Origin of the sequence: Bradyrhizobium sp., from assembly GCF_049691595.1 — a bacterium.
Lineage (GTDB): Bacteria > Pseudomonadota > Alphaproteobacteria > Rhizobiales > Xanthobacteraceae > Bradyrhizobium.
Genome location: NZ_JBAVNZ010000457.1, coordinates 1 through 17,652, shown reverse-complemented (window position 1 = coordinate 17,652; position 17,652 = coordinate 1). Strand labels below are relative to the sequence as shown.

The following is a 17,652-nucleotide window of genomic DNA, read 5'->3' as shown; positions in this document are numbered from 1 at the left end:
AACCCAGGTCGGGCTCTGCCGTTCCTCGGCTGAAGAAACGGCAATGCCCATTCCAGTGTTCGGCGGGAGCTTCTTCGCACCCCAGCCGGCTCTCCCCGCTGCGATTCGCAAGCAGTTGGCAAGCCGTAAAGCTCCGCCAACTGTCGCAGATTCATATGCTGGCCAGGAGTTGTCGTTCGGCCATGGCAACGAGATCCACAGCCTGTCCATGTAGTAGTCCGATGAGGTGCCCGGCGCGTAGCCGGCATTGGGAATGCCTCGGGCACTGCCCTTGCCGTTGAGCATGGTTAGTCTGAACTCGAGCGGATCGCGGTTAAGCGCGTGCGCCACCTCGTCCATGAACGATTCGACCACGAACATGTTGTACGAGTTGGAGACCGTGCGCAGCGCGCTGGCCTGCACCGCCCAAGTGGTACGCTCGCTGTCGAATGCGCGAACGCGACGGTTCTCGACATCGTACCAATGGTCGCTACCGCCGATCGACCACTGATCGATGTCTTCTTTCTTGGCGTCCCAGGAGTCGAGCTGCAGCCAGTCGGTTCCGTATTTCTTGCCGACCGAGAAGCGCGAACCCATCCAGCCACAGCAGATGTTGTGGTCCATGGCCACAAGCCGGCCGTTCTTCAGACCGGCCTTGAGCTTGTGATAGGTCGGCGTGCGCGCGAAGCTCGTGGCAAACGTCGACTCGCGGGTCTGGATGAGCTTGACGGGCCGGCCGACTTCCTTGGCGCAATAGGCCGCCGCCAGAATCTCGTCATAGTCCTGCTTGCCGCCGAAGCCGCCGCCAAGGACGCTTTCGTGCACGTAAATCTTGATCTCCTCCGGCTTCTGACCCAGCACTTTCGAAAGATAGGCGGTCAGCGTCATCCGCGCGAAAGACGTACTCTGCGTTCCAGTGTAGACGTGCCAGGCGCCGTCGACGAACTGCACGGTCGCGTTGAGCGGCTCCATGGTGGCGTGACACACCATGTCGGTGGTGTATTCCATCTCCAGGACCTTCTCGGCTCCGGCCAGTGATTTGTCGACATCACCCTCGAGCACCCAATTGGCGCCGGCCGCGGCATTTCTGGTCGTCTGCGAATATTCCGCGAACAGGTCGCTGGTGTTGAGGCCGCCATAAGGTCCGGGATCAACCTGCACCTTCAAGGCCTGAGCGGCTTTGATGGCAGCCGGGAACTTGTCAGCCAGCGCCACGACCCAGCCGGTACACTTGCCCATGCTGTCGTCTATCTTCACGGCCTTGACGAATCCCGGGATCTTGCGAGCTTCGGAATCGTCAATGCTCTTCACCTTCGAGCCATAACGTGTCCGGGGTATCACCAGCGCGCCATACACCATGTTCGGCAGAAACACGTCGATGCCGTACTTGGCCTGGCCGTTGGTCTTGGACGGGATATCGAGAGCCGGGATCGATTTGCCGATGATGTTGTAGGTGCCTGGCGCCTTGAGCTTGATGGCCCTGAAGTCTTCGGGGTATGCAAACTTGCGGTCGATCTTCACCTTCTGAACGATCTCGCCATAGCTGACGGAGCGCCCCGAGACGCGATCGGTGACGCGCGAGTTTGATGCCGCGCAGTCAGCCTCCCTGGCCCCCAGCACTTTGGCCCCGGCTTCGATCAACGCCATGCGGCCAGCCGCGCCCGCGCGCGACAGGCGATCGAATTCGGTGGTAATGCTGCCGCTGTTAACGGTGTAAGCGAGGCCATAGATGGCAAAATTCTCGACGCTTTCAAGCGGCGAGTCGAGACGCACATCCTCCCATTTGACCTCCAGCTCCTCGGCGATTACCTGGGCAAGTCCAGTGCCAATGTGCTGGCCCATCTCGGCCTTCACAATATGCATCGTAACCTTGCCGTCCGGGGTCAGCGTGAACCAGATCGAGGGTGTGAAGCCCGCGGTGGGTTGCGCCGAGGCGATGCTGCTGCCCAGGGCCGGAAGGCCAATGCTGAGGAATGTGCCAGTGGCAGTCGCTGCAGAGCGAATCAAAAATTCGCGCCGCGTCGCTGCGGACCCTGCGGACTTAAGCATGTCTGGCTCCCTCGTTTGTGATTTCGGCAGCGCGGTTCATGATCTCAGCGGCCCGTTTCACGGCTCCAACGATGCGCGAGTAGGTGGCGCATCGGCAGAGATTGCCACTCATGCCATCTACGATCTGCTGCTCGCCCAGGTTCGGGTTCTTTGAAAGCAACGCGGCGGCCTGCATGATCTGGCCAGACTGGCAATATCCGCATTGCGGCACCTGATGCTCGATCCAGGCCTGCTGGACCGGATGATTCCCGGCCGCACTGAGGCCCTCGATCGTAGTGATCAGCGCGCCTTCAAGCGAGCCGACCGTGACTGAGCAAGAACGAACCGCCTGTCCATCAATATGAACCGTACAGGAGCCACATAGCCCGACCCCGCAGCCGTATTTGGTGCCGGTCAATCTCAGGTCCTCCCGGATGACCCACAACAGTGGGGTGTCGGGCGGCGCGTCAGCGAAATAACTTTGACCGTTGATGGTTAGGTTAGGCATGGGTCATTACCTCCCTTCGTCAAGGACTGATGGACACTACTTGCCAGTGGAGCAACCGCCCCTTGGTGATTGATTGAACAGCGAAACCTGGTCCCGCGCGCGTCCAACCGAACTCGCTTGTCGTGCGAGCTGCGGTGAACCAACCCTGACGGTTCAGATCGGCGTATATTTTGGACTGGTCATCTATCAAGCCGACGGCGTCATTGGAAATCGATGCCGACGCGGAGCCGACGGAAAGCGCCGTCGTGAGCAACTCTGGAACAATGGGGACTCCAAGCCGCACAGGCCACCCCTAACGCGCACTGATCCATTCGGATCGCAGCGATGGTACTCCAATCACCTTCCGATCGCACGCTCAATTATTCGACAATTTGTATGGTGCGGCTAGAACCGCGCGTGCAAGTGATCGGGCTCGAAACCCAACGGGAAGCGGATGAGACCTCATCATGAGGAAAACCGCTACGGCCGCGTCGTCATGCTGCTCGGCGGCCCCGGGGTGCGGATCGGATCGGCCAGCCGCGCGAATTCGCACAGCAGCGAACGGGTCTTGCGCGGATCGATCACCTCCTCGACCCAGAACTTTTCGGCCGAGCGAAACGGCGAGCGCAGCTTGTTGAGGCGATCCTCGATCTCCTTCAATTTCGCCGCCGGATCATCCGCGGCCTCGATGTCGGCGCGGTAGGCGGCCTCGATACCGCCCTCCAGCGGCAGCGAGCCCCAATAGGCCGACGGCCAGGCATAGCGCATCGAGAAGCGGTTAGCCGGCTGATGCACGACGCCGGCGACGCCGAAGGCGTTGCGCACGATGATGGTGCACCAGGGAACGGTGCTCTGGTTGACGGCCGCCATCGCCCGCACGCCATGGCGGATGGTGGCCGATTTTTCGGCCTCGAGCCCGATCATGAATCCAGGGCAATCCATCAGATAGACCACCGGCAGATGGAAGGTCTCCGCGAAATCGACCCAGCGCACCACCTTCTGGCAGGCATCCGCCGTCCACGACCCGCCATAGTGGAACGGATCGCTCGCGAGCAGGAGCACCGCGCGGCCTTCGATACGCGCGAGGCCGGTGATGACCGGGCGACCGAAATTCGCGGCCATCTCGAAGAACGAGCCCCTGTCGACGACGGCATCGATGATCGGGCGCATCTTGTAGACCTGACGGCGGTTGCGCGGCACCGCCTTGATCAGCGACTCCTCGGCGCGCTCCGGATCGTCGGTACAGGGCATTGTCGGCGGCAGCTCGTAGACCGATGACGGCAAATAAGACAGAAAGCGTTTTGCGCATTCGAACGCCGCTTCCTCGGTCTCGACCGCATGGTCGATCGCGCCGGCGCGGGTCTGGATATCGGCGCCGCCAAGCTCCTGCTTGGTCAGATCCTGACCCAGGCGCTTCACCACCGGCGGACCGGCGACGAACATTGCGGAGTTCTTGGTCATGATCGAATAATGGCTGGCTGCCAGCCGCGCCGCGCCAAGGCCCGCGACCGAGCCGAGCCCCAGGCCGACCACCGGCACGCGCGCCAGGTTCGCCGTCGTGTACCAGTACCAGCGCGTACCGCCGACGCCGCCGGGCAGATTGGCCGCGCCCTTGGTTTCAATGGTCTTCACCGAACCGCCGCCGCCGGAACCCTCGATCACGCGGATGATCGGCAGGCGAAAGTCGTGCGCCATCTCTTCCGCCATCAGCGGCTTGGCCGAGATCGAGGCATCGGCCGAGCCGCCGCGCACGGTGAAATCGTCGCCGACCACGACCACCGCACGGCCGGCGATCTTGCCGCGGCCGAACACGCAGTTGGCCGGCGTCAGATGCTTGAGTTCGCCGCTCTCGTCATATTCGGCGATGCCGGAAATCGCACCGATCTCGTGGAAGGATCTTTGATCGACCAGTTTGTCGATGCGCTCGCGAACGGTGAGCCGGCCCTGGTCGCGCTGACGCTTGACCTTGTCAACGCCTCCCATCTCGCGCGCGAACGCCTCGCGCCGGGAGAGGTCGTCGAGTTCCGGCTTCCAGTTCATTCGTATCCTCCGTTTTGATGATCTTGTCGTCATGCGCTGGCACGGGAAGCGGCTTGCTCTCCAGCCGGGAGGTGAAGATGTCGCTGTCGGCGCCCTCGAGCAGGCCGCCGAGCGCGGCACCGAGTTCGAGCATCCTGGGCGCGACTTCCCTGTGCAGCCGCTTCTCATCATACATCGCGGAGAGCAGGCCGATCGTCGCCACCACAAAAGTCTGGTATTGCGGCGACCACAGCGGCACGGCGAGGCCGTTGATATGCGGACTCCAGAGACCGCAGGCGACGACATAGCCGTGTTCGCGCAGATGGCGGCGGTTGCCCTCGATGCGCGGTTTCAGCAGCTTGGCCCCCTCCGGGATCTCGCGCTCCATTTCCGCGATCAAGGCGTCGCCGACATTGGCATCGAGCGCGGCGGTATAGGCATGGCCCGCGGCCGTGCTCGCCATCGCGATGCGGCTGCCGGTGCTGGAATTCAGGCCGAGCGCGTTGGCGGCCCGGGCGAATTCGAGATAGACGAGATGAAAACGATCCGGAATGACGAAGCCGACCGTGCCCGGCAACTGCTCGGCGATGTCCTGCAGCCGGAGCCGGATCAGGTTGCGGAGCTGCAACCCCTTCATCATCGAGGTGCTCATCGCGACTGCGCTCGGGCCGATGCGGTATTTCTGGTCGCGCGGCAGATAGACGAGCTGACCCATCCGGGTCAGCGTGTGGGTGAGGCGCGAAACGGTCGACCGCGGCAGGCCGCAGCGGCTGGAAATTTCGAGATTGCCGAGCCGCGCCTCGTGTCCTTCGAAACAGCGCAGCACGTCGAAGGCCCGCGACACCACCTGGATGACATCGCCCTCGCCCGCCAAGTCGCTGGCGAGCATTCCCTGTTTGCCAAGCCGCTCCGAGCGTCGTCCCATGCCTAGGCCCCTTTTTCCGTTAAACGGAATAAAATTCCACTTGCAGAACAAGCTACCTCAGGCAATCTGCGGCCACAACAAAAAGCCGTTCGCGAGGGCAGTTGGTCCGCAGACGGTCCCGGGAGAGCGGAATGCCAGAGATCAAGGTCGTGACCGAAGTTGCCGGGCGCGTCTGTGCGCTCCCCCTTGAAGCCGGCAGCAGCATCAGTGATGGCGACGAGATCGTTTTCGTCGAAGCCATGAAGATGGAAATACCGGTCACGGCGACCGCGGCAGGCAAAATCAAATCGATCCTGGTCAAGCTCGACGACGTGCTCGCCGAAGGACAGGTCGTCGCCATCGTCGAAACTTGAAAGCTGACGACGCGATCGGGGTCCGGTCCGCGACCATCTGTCCGGCGGTGCGTCGCGCCGGAGTACGCACACATGGCGCGGGCGTTGCCATCGCCACCCCGCGATGACATGATCCCGGCCAACAAAAAGTCTCGCCTGGCGAAGCAATTAGGAGGAAAACATGATCCGTCGGCTGATGCCGTTCACGCCCGCCGCTCTCGCTGCCATCTGGCTCATCGTGACCGTTCCGGCGCTTGCCGAAGACGTCAAGCTGCCGCCGACCATCGCGATCACCGCCTATGACACCGGAACCGCGGGCTTCAACATCGCGGTCGGCGTCGGCAAGATGATGAAGGACAAATACGGCACCGATGTCCGCGTGCTCCCCGCCGGCAACGACGTCGCGCGTCTGGCGCCGCTGCGGGCCAAGCGTGCGATCTCCTCGGCGATGGGATCTGGCACCTATTTCGCGCAGGAAGGCGTGTTCGAGTTCGGCGCCCGGGAATGGGGTCCGCAGGCGCTGCAACTGCTGCTGTCGTCGGTCGACTGCAATGCCGGCTCGCTCGGCGTGGCGGCGGATGTCGGCGTCACCGAAATCAGGCAGCTCAAAGGCAAGCGGGTCGGCTTCGTCGTCGGCTCGCCGGCGCTCAACCAGAATTCGCTCGCCGTGCTGGCGTTCGGCGATCTCAAGCAAAGCGACGTCAGAATCGTCGAATTCGCCAGCTACGGCGCGATGTGGAAGGGCCTGATCAACAACGACACCGACGCCGCCTTCGGCACCACCATCACCGGTCCGGCGAAGGAAGCCGAGACCTCGCCGCGCGGGCTGGTCTGGCCGCCGCTTCCCGCCAAGGATACCGCCGGCTGGGAGCGGATGAAGAAAGTCGGCTCCTTCTTCTTCCCGCAGCTTGCGACCTGCGGCGCCGGAATTTCGCCGGAGAAGCCGATCGAGCTCGGCAACTACCCCTACCCGATTTTCGTGGCCTATGCGTCGCAACCCGAGGACCAGATCTACGCGATCACCAGGGCGATGATCGTGAACTACGACGCCTACAAGGACTCCGCGCCCGGCGCCGGCGGCCTCGCTGCCAACCGGCAGACCAGGAACTGGGTAGTTCCGGTCCATCCGGGCGCCGTGAAGGCGCTCAAAGAGGCCGGCCAGTGGAGCGCAGCGCAGGAAGCCCACAACACCGCGCTGATCAAGCGCCAGGAGGTGCTCGCTGCGGCATGGGCGGATTACGGCAAGTCCAACCCGCCTTCGGATGACAAGGCCTTCCTCGAGGGCTGGATGAAGGCGCGCGGCGCGGCGCTCGCCAAGACCAATATGCCGAACGGCTTTGACTAGCGGCAATCGGTGTCGCGGAAGGCGAACGCCATCCTTGGGGGTCAGTGATGTCAACGGCTTCGTCCGATAGCGCCGCGGCCGCTGCGCCGAAGCGAATCGAATTCGAGGATCCCCACGCCGGCCTCGGCAACCTGCAGGAAGCCGAGGTCACGCGCGTCAGGACCTTGCGCGGCGGATGGCGCCGGGCGCTGGTGATCGCGACGGCGGCGACCATCCTGCTCTGCATCAACCAGCAATTCTCGCTGCGGTTCTTCATCGACTACACCCAGCTCAACACCGAGTATTTCTATCTGCTGATCGCGCTGATGCTGCCGTTCACGTTCCTGATCTTTCCGGGAACCGCGACCGCGCCGCTCGACCGCGTCCCCTGGTACGACCTGCTGCTGTTCGCGGCAACCTTCGCCGCCTCGATCTGGCTGATGCTCAATGTCCGCAAGGCCGCGCAGTTCGGCTGGGAATCCGACGGCGCGCCGCCAAACGTCATCGCGGCCGGTCTCGTGATGTGGGGGGTGCTGATGGAGGCGCTGCGGCGCAGCGGCGGCTGGAGCCTGTTGCTCAGCGTGCTCCCGTTCACGGTCTATCCGCTGTTCGCCGAGGCCGGGTGGCTTGGACCGTTCCGCGGCTCGCAGCTCACCCTCGAGCAGGCCACCGCCTATCACGTGCTGTCGGGCGAAAGCCTGCTCGGCATTCCCATCCAGGCCTTTGCCGATACGGTGATCGGCTTTCTGGTGTTCGGCACCGCGCTGATGATGACCGGCGCCGGAAAATTCTTCATCAACATTGCCTTTGCGATGTGTGGTACCTTTCGCGGCGGCGCCGCAAAAGTCTGCATTTTCGCCAGCGGCCTGCTCGGCATGATGTCAGGCTCGATCATCTCCAACGTGCTGACCGCCGGCACCATGACCATTCCGGTGATGAAGAAGAGCGGATTCCGCGCCTCCTACGCCGGGGCGATCGAGGCCTGCGCATCGACCGGCGCGGTGCTGGCGCCGCCGGTGATGGGCGCGACCGCCTTCGTCATCGCGCAATTCCTCAATGTCAGCTACGCCGATGTCGCGGTGGCCGCCATCATTCCGGCGGCGCTGTATTATGTCGGCCTGTTCATGCAGGTGGATTCCTACGCCGCGCGCCATGGCCTCAAGGGCATCCCGCGGGCCGAACTGCCGAAGATCTGGGACACCATCAAGGCCGGCTGGTACTACATCTTCGTCATCGCGCTGCTGGTCGTGATGCTGCTCTATTTCAAGCGCGAGAGCCACGCGCCGTTCTATGCCACCGCGCTGCTGCTGGTGCTGAACCAGCTGTTCTCCAAAGACACCCGCTGGACGTTTCAAAGCATCGGAACATTCCTCGAAGTCAACGGCCGCACCTTCGTCGAACTGGTCGGCATTCTCGCCGGCTGCGGACTTTTGATCGGCGCGTTCTCGATGACCGGCGTGGTCTCGAGCCTCGCCAACGATCTGCTGACGCTCGCCGGCGACAATGCGTTCCTGCTGCTGGCCATGTGCGCCCTCACCAGCCTCATTCTCGGTCTCGGGCTGACGACCACGGCCTGCTACATCTTCCTCGCCATTCTGGTGGCGCCGGCGCTGGAAAAGCTCGGCCTCAACCGCATGGCCGTGCACATGTTCATCTTCTACTGGGGCATGCTGTCGTCGATCACGCCGCCGGTGGCGATCGCCTCTTTCGCGGCGGCCGGCATTGCCGGCTCGCCGGCGATGAAAACCGGGTGGGAATCGATGTGGGTCGGCAGCATCATCTATTTCATCCCGTTCTTCTTCGTCCTGAACCCGGCGCTGGTGCTGCAGGGCCCGAGCCCCTATCTCGCCGGACTCGGCCTGATGGCAATGGCGGGTTTCGGAACCTTGTTCATCTGCGGCGGCATCCAGGGCTATCAGGCCTTTGTCGGCGATTTGCGCGGCGCCGGCGCCCTGGAATGGCCGCTGCGGGTGCTGCTCGTGATCGGCGGTTTTGTGGTGGCGACGCCCGGCGGCGGCATCATGCCGCTGTCGCAGATGCAGGTGACGCTGCTCGGCCTTGCGATCCTCGCGCCGACGGTCGTGATCGCATTGCTGCTGGTGCGCCGCCAGGCGCTGATACCGAACCAGTTGCGCGCCCCGTGACTGCGCGGCAAAACGGCAGACGGTGATCGCAACCGGGCGATCGGTTACCTGTTGCGGACCAACGCCGTCATCAAGGACAACGTCGCCGCGGTGCGGGAGGTCCGACATTCGCGGAGCCGGGGCCGATATCTTGTCCGCAATTTCGTCATGCAAATCTGTTCCTATCCCTTGGGGTGAAAGTCCATGATACGGGGATAAAAGCCGCGCCTGGCGCCGGCGGGGGGATGCAATGACGCGAACAGCAATGATTTTGAGCCTGTCGGCCGAGGTGATGTGGCGAATTCGACACTTCGGCGACTTCGTCACCGTGCCGCTGGCGATCGTGATTTTCGTGGACCTGGCCGGCATCGATCGCCTCTCCCTGGTCCCGGCGGGAGTCACGGCCTGGACACTGCTGGAATATCTGGTGCACCGAATTGTCTTCCACCGTTATTCCGTGGGCCGACGCCTTCATCGGCTGCATCAGCTGCATCATGCCCATCCGAACGATCCGGACGCGGAAAGATCCAGCCTCAGCACGCCGCTCATTGCATTCCCGATCGGGCTTCTGCTGATTGTCACCGCGGGAGTGGAAGACGGGTCGGCGATTTTCGCCGGGCTGCTGCTGGGGTATCTGGCTTTCATCCTTGTCCATTTTGCCGTGCACCGCTGGCCGATCGAGCCAAACTCCTGGCTCTATTCGGCAAAGATACGGCACCTCACCCATCATCGCTTCGAGAACTGCAATTACGGCGTGACGACGATATTTTGGGACATCGTTTTTCGCACCAATGCGCGGATCATCGGCCAACGCATACGTTCCGGAACTGGATAAGGGGGCTCGATCGGATCCCGCTAAGCCCCCGCCTTGCCGCCCTTGCCGCGCCCGCTCTTCTCACCGGCGCGGCGCAAGGCTTCGGCGAGCGCCCCGTCGCCCGACGCTTCTTGCGGCTTGCGCGGCGCCTTCGATGTCGTCGACGCGCGGGAATTGTCGCGCGTTGCGCCTTGCGCCGGACGCCCGCCCTTGGCCGCGGTTTCGTCGTCAAGACGCAGCGTCAGCGCGATGCGCTTGCGGGCGACCTCGACCTCCAGCACCTTCACCTTGACGATGTCGCCCGACTTCACGACCTCGCGCGGATCCTTGATGAAGGTCTTTGACATCGCCGAGATGTGCACCAGCCCGTCCTGATGCACGCCGATATCGACGAAAGCGCCGAATGCCGCGACGTTGGTGACCGTGCCTTCGAGAATCATGCCGCGCCTGAGATCCTTCAGCGTCTCGACGCCCTCCTTGAGCACCGCGGCCCGGAAGGCCGGACGCGGATCGCGGCCGGGCTTTTCCAGTTCGCGCAGGATATCGCTCACCGTCGGCAGGCCGAAGGTGTCGTCCACAAAGGCCTGCGGCTGCAACTGGCGCACGATCTCGGCGTTGCCGATCAGCGCCTTGATGTCGCTCCTGGTGGCGGCGAGAATCCGCCGCACCACCGGATAGGCTTCCGGATGCACGCCGGAAGCATCGAGCGGGTCCTCGCCATTATTGATGCGCAGGAATCCGGCGCATTGCTCGAACGCTTTCGGCCCCAGCCGCGGCACTTCCTTCAACGCCTTGCGTGATCGGAACGGACCATTGGCGTCGCGATGCTGCACGATGCCTTGCGCCAGCCCCGCGCCGATGCCGGACACCCGCGCCAGCAGCGGTGCGGAAGCGGTGTTGGCGTCGACCCCGACCGCGTTGACGCAGTCTTCCACGACGGCATCGAGCGAGCGCGCCAGCTTGGTCTCGCCAAGATCATGCTGGTATTGGCCGACGCCGATCGCCTTCGGATCAATCTTGACCAGTTCGGCCAGTGGATCCTGCAGCCGCCGCGCAATCGACACCGCGCCGCGCAAGGTGACGTCGAGTTCGGGCAACTCCTCGGAGGCAAAGGCCGAGGCCGAATAGACCGAGGCGCCGGCTTCAGAGACCACGATCTTCGACATTTTCAGGTCCGGCAGCAGATTGACCAGGTCCGTCGCCAGCCTGTCGGTCTCGCGCGAGGCGGTGCCGTTGCCGATCGCGATCAGCTCGACGCGATGCGCGAGCGCCAGTTTTTCCAGCGTCGCCAGCGCCTCGTCCCGGCGCTTCTGCGGTTCGTGCGGATAGATCGTCGTGGTGGCCACCACCTTGCCGGTGGCATCGACGATGGCGACCTTGACGCCGGAGCGGTAGCCGGGATCGAGGCCCATGGTAACGCGCGCCCCGGCCGGCGCCGCCAGCAGCAAGTCGCGCAGGTTCGATGCGAACACGCGCACGGCTTCGGTTTCAGCCGCCGTCCACAGCCGCATCCGCAGGTCGATGTTGAGATGCAGCTGAATTTTGGTGCGCCAGGCCCACCGCGCGGTTTCCACCAGCCAGTGGTCGCCGGGGCGGCCCTGATCGGAAATCGCAAAGCGCTGCATGATCTTCAGCTCGTAAGAGCTGGCAGTGCTGGCGACCGCGGCCGGCGCTTCCGGCTCGAGCTGCAGCTCGAGGATCTCTTCCTTCTCGCCGCGGAACATCGCCAGAATGCGGTGCGACGGCAGCTTGTGCAGCGGCTCGCCGAAGTCGAAATAATCCTTGAACTTCTCGCCTTCGGTCTTCTTGCCGCGGCGCACGGTGGACGCCAACCGCCCGTTCGACCACATCTGCTCGCGCAAGCTCCCGATCAGGTCGGCGTCTTCGGCGAAACGCTCCACCAAAATCGCGCGCGCGCCCTCGAGCGCCACGGCAGTATTGGCCACCTCCTTTTCGGCATCGACGAACGGCGCGGCTACGACCAGCGGATCGTTCTGCGGCTGGGTCAGCAGCAGCTCCGACAGCGGCTCGAGCCCGGCCTCTTTCGCGATCTCGGCCTTGGTGCGGCGCTTCGGCTTGAACGGCAGATAGATATCCTCCAGGCGCCCCTTGCTGTCGGCCGCCAGAATCGCCGCCTCCAGCGCCGCATCGAGCTTGCCCTGCTCGCGGACCGAATTGAGAATGGCGGTGCGACGCTCTTCGAGCTCGCGCAGGTAATTCAGGCGCTCTTCCAGCATGCGCAGTTGCGCGTCGTCGAGCCCGCCGGTGACTTCCTTGCGGTATCGGGCGACAAACGGCACCGTGGCGCCGCCGTCGAGCAGCACCACCGTCGCCTCGACCTGCTGCTCCCGCACGCCAAGTTCCTGGGCAATCTGCCGATGAATGTCTGCCACGCCGGATCTTTCCAAAAGCGATCGCGGCGGCCGGATCGCCGGCCGCGGAGACGCCGCTTATGGACCATCCCCGGTCGATTCAGCAACCCGGCAAAAGAAAAATTGATCTGTGGATCAAGGTCGTTCGATGGCCGGGATAATTCCTGCGTGAGACAGGGTCGCGGACGCCGGCTCCGGAGTGTGTTGCGACGGCATCCGAAAACCTTCGCAACGACCGACACGCACGCGCGCTCATGTTCGCCGTGCTGCTGCAAGCCACCTACCGCTTCCACGCTAGTCGGCGAGACCGAGCGCCAGTGCCAAAACCCCCACCAGAACAAGGCTGACGGCCCAGGACGTATCCAGATTGAACCAGCTCCGCGATACGAATTTGAGACCAAGATAATGGTAAACCAGCAAGGCCGAACATCCGCCGGCAGCGATCATCGCGGTGGCGTGGACGAAGGCGACCAGCACGGCCATACCGAGATTGGCATTCATGAGCGTCGCGGCTGCCTCGTGGCCTTTGTCGAGGCTGGCTTCCCGGCAGAGGCCGAGATAGATCGGCACGAGCATCAATCCCGCGCCATGGGCGATGGCCACGGCGAAGGACCAAAGCCCCAGTTGCGTTGGCCTGATCCGCGCCAATGCCCGCGGATGGCGTCGGTCGACAAGCCGGAAGATACCGAACCCGATGACGAGGAGGCTGGCGCCGATCTGTATCTGGCGCTGCCATTCGACGAGGGCAACCAGCAGCGCGAAGGGAAGGATCACCAAAAGCATCGCGAGCAGATGGCCGACCGCCAGCGGCCAAAGCGCGGCCAACAAGGCCCGCGAGCTTTTTTCCATCAATCCAGCCGAAACGGCGAGCGGCCACCCCATTCCCGGATTTACGCCGTGGTAGAGGCCGCTCGCGATCACAGCCAGCCAGAGCCAGACAGGGGTCCAATCCGCGCCGCTCAAATTCAAGCCGACGGATAGCAGAACGAATCCGTCGAACAGTCGCCGCCGTCGAGCCTGATCTGATGCGCCCGATATCCGTCGGGGAAGTTGACCCAGTAGTCTTTTGCCAGTTCGAGCCCGCCACCCGGCTTTGCAATGGCCATCACCTCGGCGCCCGGGATTCCGTCGGGATAGAACTGGTCGTCCCAGGTCGAGTAGAGCGAGTTGGTCCAATAGACGCGCTTGCCATCGCGGCTGATCTCGACCATCTGCGGCCCGCCCGCATAGGCATTGCCGTTCGGGTGCGGCGTGCGGCGGACAATGCCGCCGATATGGACCGATCCGGCAAGCTTCGGCTTTCTCGGATCGCTGACATCGTATTGACGCATCTCGCCGGTGCCCCAGCAGGCGACGTAGAGAAACCTGTCATCCATCGACAGGTCGATGTCGGTGACCAGCGGCGGCACGGCGCCAAAACCCTGCAGCAGCGGCGGCAGCTGGTCCTTCGGCGCAGGCTCGGGCGGGATCGTCGCCGTCTTCTCGATGTGAAACTTGCCACCCTCGCGCCACCAGGTCCAGATCGAGCCTTCGAGGTTGGTGGTGTCGACCACGACGCCCAAAAAACCGTACTCGCGGACGGGGTCATGGGCGGGCCGCACTTCGAGCGCCATTTGATGGTTGGCGCCGAGATCGATGGTCTGGACGTTGCGTCGGGCCCGCAGATCCCAGAAGTGGATCTGATGGCCATACTTGTTCGAAAGCAGATCCTCCGGCACGATCCCATTCTCGAACTGCGGCGGCAACGCCCACTCGCTCGTTACCATGTAATCGCGCGGCAGGTTCCACCAGAAGTCATAATGCAGTTTCTGGGGACCGCGATCGATCTCCCAGCGTCCGAGGACATCGAATGTCTCGCAATCCATGATGAAGACGCCGGGCGGTCCATCGGTACCATCCTTGCCGCCGCCGCCGAGCGTGCTGACGTAAATGCCTTCCGGCCCGCAATGGACCGTATGGGGCCGCGAGTAACCGGTCTTTCGAAAGATTTCCTCGGGCTCGATGATCTTGTGAATCCTGGCTTTGGTCGGGTCCGGTTTGGTGTCCACGATGTAAATTCGAGAGGACCGGATGCCGGGGATGATGAGGTAGCGCCGCTCGAGGAAAGCGTGCCCGGTGAGCGGCGACAGCGACGACGAGCAGGCGTTCCAGCCGAAATGATGAAACTCGTCCCCCTTGTTGGGCATCGTCACGGTATGGACCACCTGACTGTATGTCGGGGAGCCGGGCTTGACGTCGATCACCGCGAGCGCGTCGGGTTTTGAAAAATCCGGGCTCAGCAGCAAGGTGTAGGCGAAGCTCTCGGGCGGAGCTTCCATGGCAAGCTTCGGCGATGCATAAAACGTCGGATCGGGCCTTATCGACATCGTACTGCCTCCCTGTTTGCGTGGACGATCCCTCAAAGTCGTATTTTGACCTATTTCCGGATATTGACCTGGCCCGAACGTAACCCGTTATGCCTTGACGGACGAGACCTGGTTTGCCGGTTTTTCTGAACGGCTTTTCGACCGGATGTTCATGAGCCCGCTGCCGCAAGGCAACACAGCCGCTCACACCACCGCCGTCACCGGCTGCGGACGCCGAAAGCCATCGGGCAACCCGCAGCACCGTCGTCGAATTAGAAAACCGCGGGCCGCTGCCATTCCATTACAACAAACCACGGCGCTCTCCGATGGTTTTCCTGGCGCGATGCCTCGCCAGACACCGGTTCGGGCTCTGCGAAAAATGCCAGGTGCAGATCGCGTTCAAGAAAGGCCGCCATATAGGCCGAGAGGGGCCGGTGCCAATTTTCAATGCGAACGCCCGCCCACTCCAAGCGAAATGGAAATTCATCGAGGTATCGATCGACCGGAAAATGAAGGCGGTTTCCCTCTTGATCCTTGATCCAGCCTTGTGCGGCGCAAGCAGACGTAAAGCTGGTGAGGTTTGCGATCAGCAACGATCCCCCGGGTTTCAGGACCCGGGCCATTTCGCCGATTGCCGTTCGGAAATCCACGATATCGACCAGCGTGAGATAGCTGACGACCAGATCGAACGTGTCCGCCTCGAATTCAAGCTGCTCGGCAACGCCGAGCCGATAGTCGCCGGACGGGTCGCGTTGCCGTGCCACCTCGACAAGCCGTTGCGTCGGGTCGATGCCTGTCGCAGCCACACCGGCGGCCTTTAGCATCCTGCAAAAGCGTCCCTCGCCGCAGCCGACATCCAACGCACGCGCGAACTGCCCCAAGGCCACACGGCGAAGCATGACTGGATCGAGCACGTGTTCCCGCCCCCAATCCCCTCGCTCGCCCATGGACGCGATCCAGGCTTGCGCTGACTGCTCCCAGCCGTTGTTCATGACGAGAGACCCATGCGAATGACGATCGGCGCCGGATGGAAGCTCGCAGGCAGCTTGTTGGCGGTTCACACCACTTCCGTCACCGGCTGCAGGTCGATCGCAAATGTTTCCAGAAACTTCGAGGTCATGATGTAGAAGCCGACCGAGAGCTGCAGCTCGACCAGCGCGCCCGGCGTCAGTTTTGACGCAATGGCGTTGAAGGTCGCATCCGTCGGCTTGCGCAGCTTGACGATTTCGTCGGTGAAGGCGAGCGCTGCGCGCTGGACCTCGTTGAAGCATGTGGCCGACTGCCAGTTGTCCAGTGCCTCGTTCTGCGAGTCGGTGACGCCGACCCCTTTGCCGATCCGCTTGTGGGCAACGATCTCATACGGCGCCTCGCACAGAATCCCGGTGCGGGTGATGGCGAGTTCGCGCACGACAGGATCGAGTTCGCCCTTGTGACGGATCGCGCCGCCAAGCCGGCAATATTGCTCGAAATAGCTCGGCGAATGCGCCATCATCCGAAAGATGTTGGCGTTGCGGTTCTTGCCGAGGATTTCGCGGGTGCGCTCGCTGGCTTTCGCGGGATCGCTGTAGTCGATACGGGCCATATTCCACCCCGGGCGTTTTCCGATTTTGACGGCGGGGATCATGCCCTGCGGCCCGCACCGGATCAACCGCGGCGTCGGGCAGAGAGGTCGGCCGGAATAACTCACGGCCCCGTGTGTTTTAGCGAGCAGGCCGATCTGCCACACTCCGCCCGCACGACCATCCGTGGGGAAAGCCATGATTCGCACCGTCGCGCTGATCCTCTCGCTGTTGTTTGCCCTCTCGGCGCGCGCCGCGCCGATCGATAACAGCGACGGCTTTTGGAGCGAGTGGAACGACGCCACGTTTGCGAAGGCGGCCCGCGAGAAGAAATTCGTGATCGTGTCGCTGCAATCCTGGTGGTGCCGGTGGTGCCATGTGATGAACCGCGAGACCTGGGCCAATCCGGACGTGCGCGGCATCCTGAAGGACAAGTTCATCCCGGTTTATGTCGATCAGGACAGCCGGCCGGATATCTCGCAGCGCTATGAGCGCTGGGGCTGGCCCGCCACCATCATCTTCGGGCCCGACGGCGCCGAGATCGCCAAGCTCCGCGGCTTCTACTCGCCGCAATTTTTCATGCCGATCCTGACCGCCACGATCGAGGACCCCTCGCCGGTGGTTTATCCCGATGCCGGCGGGGCGGAGCGCGAGCGCGTGCTGGCGACCGGGCTCGCCGACGCACAGCGCGAGGAAATCCTGAGCTTCATCGATCAGGCCTGGGACGACGAGCACGGCGGCTGGAGCCGGTCCAAATTCGTCGACGGTCCGATGCTGACCTGGGTCCTGCAGCGCGCACGGCAGGGCGACGCGAAGAACGAGGCGCGGATCAGGAAGGTTTTGACCCTGATGGCCGAGACCATGGTCGACAGGACCACCGGCGCGATGGATCAGGTCAACCTCAAGCCGGACTGGTCGGAGCCGGCCCATGAGTTTCCGATGTTCGCGCAGGAGGCCGGGCTTGCCGCCTTCGCACGGGCCGCCGTCATGTTCGGCGATCCCGTCTATCGGCAGGCCGCGGATCGCATCTTTGGTTTTCTCAAGAACACGATGGCCGCCCCGGGCGGCGGCTTCTACGCCTCATACGGCATGAGCGAGGGCGAGCCCGGCGTCGACCGCAGGCTGTATGCCCGCGAGACCGCGCAGGCGATCGCCGGCCTGCTCGCCTATTGCGATGCCACCGGCGTCACGCAGGCGCGTGACCTCGCGGCCGATGCGGCGCGCTGGGCGCTCGCCAACCGCGCCTTGCCCGGCGGCGGCTTCCGCCACGCCGAACAGGACAAGGGCGGTCCCTATCTCGCCGACAATGTCGAGATGGCGAAGGCGCTGCTGGCGCTGCATCGCT

14 protein-coding genes are annotated in these 17,652 nt (G+C 63.4%); 5 read left to right on the top strand and 9 right to left on the bottom strand.

Going from position 1 to position 17,652, the window contains the following annotated elements:
• The 4 genes from WCE35_RS19340 to WCE35_RS19325 all read right to left on the bottom strand — a co-directional run.
• The coding region (locus tag WCE35_RS19340; RefSeq protein ID WP_424594930.1) for a molybdopterin cofactor-binding domain-containing protein at positions 1–2,028 on the bottom strand (2,028 nt) is incomplete at its 3' end.
• Positions 2,021–2,515, bottom strand: coding sequence for a (2Fe-2S)-binding protein (locus WCE35_RS19335; protein ID WP_424594929.1), 495 nt, complete (start codon positions 2,513–2,515; stop codon positions 2,021–2,023). The genes WCE35_RS19335 and WCE35_RS19340, both read right to left, overlap by 8 nt.
• Positions 2,516–2,974: 459 nt before the next feature.
• Positions 2,975–4,534, bottom strand: coding sequence for an acyl-CoA carboxylase subunit beta (locus WCE35_RS19330; protein ID WP_424594928.1), 1,560 nt, complete (start codon positions 4,532–4,534; stop codon positions 2,975–2,977).
• Positions 4,464–5,438 carry an IclR family transcriptional regulator gene (locus WCE35_RS19325; RefSeq protein ID WP_424594927.1) on the bottom strand — a complete coding sequence of 325 codons (975 nt, stop codon included), beginning with the start codon at positions 5,436–5,438 and terminating at the stop codon, positions 4,464–4,466. Before WCE35_RS19325 ends, WCE35_RS19330 begins: the two co-directional genes overlap by 71 nt.
• A gap of 131 nt (positions 5,439–5,569) precedes the next feature.
• On the opposite strand from WCE35_RS19325, the gene WCE35_RS19320 reads away from it, so the two are divergent.
• The 4 genes from WCE35_RS19320 to WCE35_RS19305 all read left to right on the top strand — a co-directional run bounded on the left by WCE35_RS19320 (position 5,570) and on the right by WCE35_RS19305 (position 10,052).
• Positions 5,570–5,791 (top strand): acetyl-CoA carboxylase biotin carboxyl carrier protein subunit, encoded by a 222-nt coding sequence (locus WCE35_RS19320; RefSeq protein ID WP_424594926.1) that lies wholly within the window; start codon positions 5,570–5,572, stop codon positions 5,789–5,791.
• Positions 5,792–5,951: 160 nt separating this feature from the next.
• The gene (locus tag WCE35_RS19315; RefSeq protein ID WP_424594925.1) at positions 5,952–7,115 is read left to right on the top strand and encodes a TAXI family TRAP transporter solute-binding subunit; all 1,164 of its coding nucleotides are present in this window, start codon (positions 5,952–5,954) and stop codon (positions 7,113–7,115) included.
• Positions 7,116–7,162: 47 nt separating this feature from the next.
• Complete coding sequence (locus WCE35_RS19310; protein WP_424594924.1) at positions 7,163–9,238, top strand: TRAP transporter permease; 2,076 nt, start codon at positions 7,163–7,165, stop codon at positions 9,236–9,238.
• A 244-nt stretch (positions 9,239–9,482) separates the two neighbouring features.
• Positions 9,483–10,052, top strand: coding sequence for a sterol desaturase family protein (locus WCE35_RS19305; protein ID WP_424594923.1), 570 nt, complete (start codon positions 9,483–9,485; stop codon positions 10,050–10,052).
• Positions 10,053–10,072: 20 nt separating this feature from the next.
• On the opposite strand, the gene WCE35_RS19300 is transcribed toward WCE35_RS19305, so the two are convergent.
• The 5 genes from WCE35_RS19300 to WCE35_RS19280 all read right to left on the bottom strand — a co-directional run bounded on the left by WCE35_RS19300 (position 10,073) and on the right by WCE35_RS19280 (position 16,330).
• Positions 10,073–12,424, bottom strand: a complete 2,352-nt coding sequence (locus WCE35_RS19300; RefSeq protein ID WP_424594922.1) for a Tex family protein — start codon at positions 12,422–12,424, stop codon at positions 10,073–10,075.
• Positions 12,425–12,697: 273 nt separating this feature from the next.
• The gene (locus tag WCE35_RS19295; protein WP_424594921.1) at positions 12,698–13,366 is read right to left on the bottom strand and encodes a hypothetical protein; all 669 of its coding nucleotides are present in this window, start codon (positions 13,364–13,366) and stop codon (positions 12,698–12,700) included.
• A 2-nt stretch (positions 13,367–13,368) separates the two neighbouring features.
• A complete protein-coding gene (locus WCE35_RS19290) occupies positions 13,369–14,769 on the bottom strand; it encodes a selenium-binding protein SBP56-related protein (RefSeq protein WP_424594920.1) in 1,401 nt (466 codons plus the stop codon).
• 251 nt (positions 14,770–15,020) lie between these two features.
• A complete protein-coding gene (locus tag WCE35_RS19285; protein WP_424594919.1) occupies positions 15,021–15,740 on the bottom strand; it encodes a class I SAM-dependent methyltransferase in 720 nt (239 codons plus the stop codon).
• Positions 15,741–15,805: 65 nt separating this feature from the next.
• Positions 15,806–16,330: a carboxymuconolactone decarboxylase family protein gene (locus tag WCE35_RS19280; RefSeq protein WP_424594918.1), complete on the bottom strand. Its 525-nt coding sequence runs from the start codon at positions 16,328–16,330 to the stop codon at positions 15,806–15,808.
• 175 nt (positions 16,331–16,505) lie between these two features.
• Here WCE35_RS19280 and WCE35_RS19275 point away from each other — a divergent pair.
• Positions 16,506–17,652: DUF255 domain-containing protein (locus WCE35_RS19275; RefSeq protein ID WP_424594917.1), on the top strand; the 1,147-nt coding region annotated here is incomplete at its 3' end.

What these genes read in the sequence shown, in the direction of transcription:
- WCE35_RS19335 (WP_424594929.1), bottom strand. Translation starts at nt 2,515, where the DNA reads ATGCCTAACCTAACCATCAACGGTCAAAGTTATTTCGCTGACGCGCCG.
- WCE35_RS19330 (WP_424594928.1), bottom strand. Translation starts at nt 4,534, where the DNA reads ATGAACTGGAAGCCGGAACTCGACGACCTCTCCCGGCGCGAGGCGTTC.
- WCE35_RS19325 (WP_424594927.1), bottom strand. Translation starts at nt 5,438, where the DNA reads ATGGGACGACGCTCGGAGCGGCTTGGCAAACAGGGAATGCTCGCCAGC.
- WCE35_RS19320 (WP_424594926.1), top strand. Translation starts at nt 5,570, where the DNA reads ATGCCAGAGATCAAGGTCGTGACCGAAGTTGCCGGGCGCGTCTGTGCG.
- WCE35_RS19315 (WP_424594925.1), top strand. Translation starts at nt 5,952, where the DNA reads ATGATCCGTCGGCTGATGCCGTTCACGCCCGCCGCTCTCGCTGCCATC.
- WCE35_RS19310 (WP_424594924.1), top strand. Translation starts at nt 7,163, where the DNA reads ATGTCAACGGCTTCGTCCGATAGCGCCGCGGCCGCTGCGCCGAAGCGA.
- WCE35_RS19305 (WP_424594923.1), top strand. Translation starts at nt 9,483, where the DNA reads ATGATTTTGAGCCTGTCGGCCGAGGTGATGTGGCGAATTCGACACTTC.
- WCE35_RS19290 (WP_424594920.1), bottom strand. Translation starts at nt 14,769, where the DNA reads ATGTCGATAAGGCCCGATCCGACGTTTTATGCATCGCCGAAGCTTGCC.
- WCE35_RS19285 (WP_424594919.1), bottom strand. Translation starts at nt 15,740, where the DNA reads ATGAACAACGGCTGGGAGCAGTCAGCGCAAGCCTGGATCGCGTCCATG.
- WCE35_RS19280 (WP_424594918.1), bottom strand. Translation starts at nt 16,330, where the DNA reads ATGGCCCGTATCGACTACAGCGATCCCGCGAAAGCCAGCGAGCGCACC.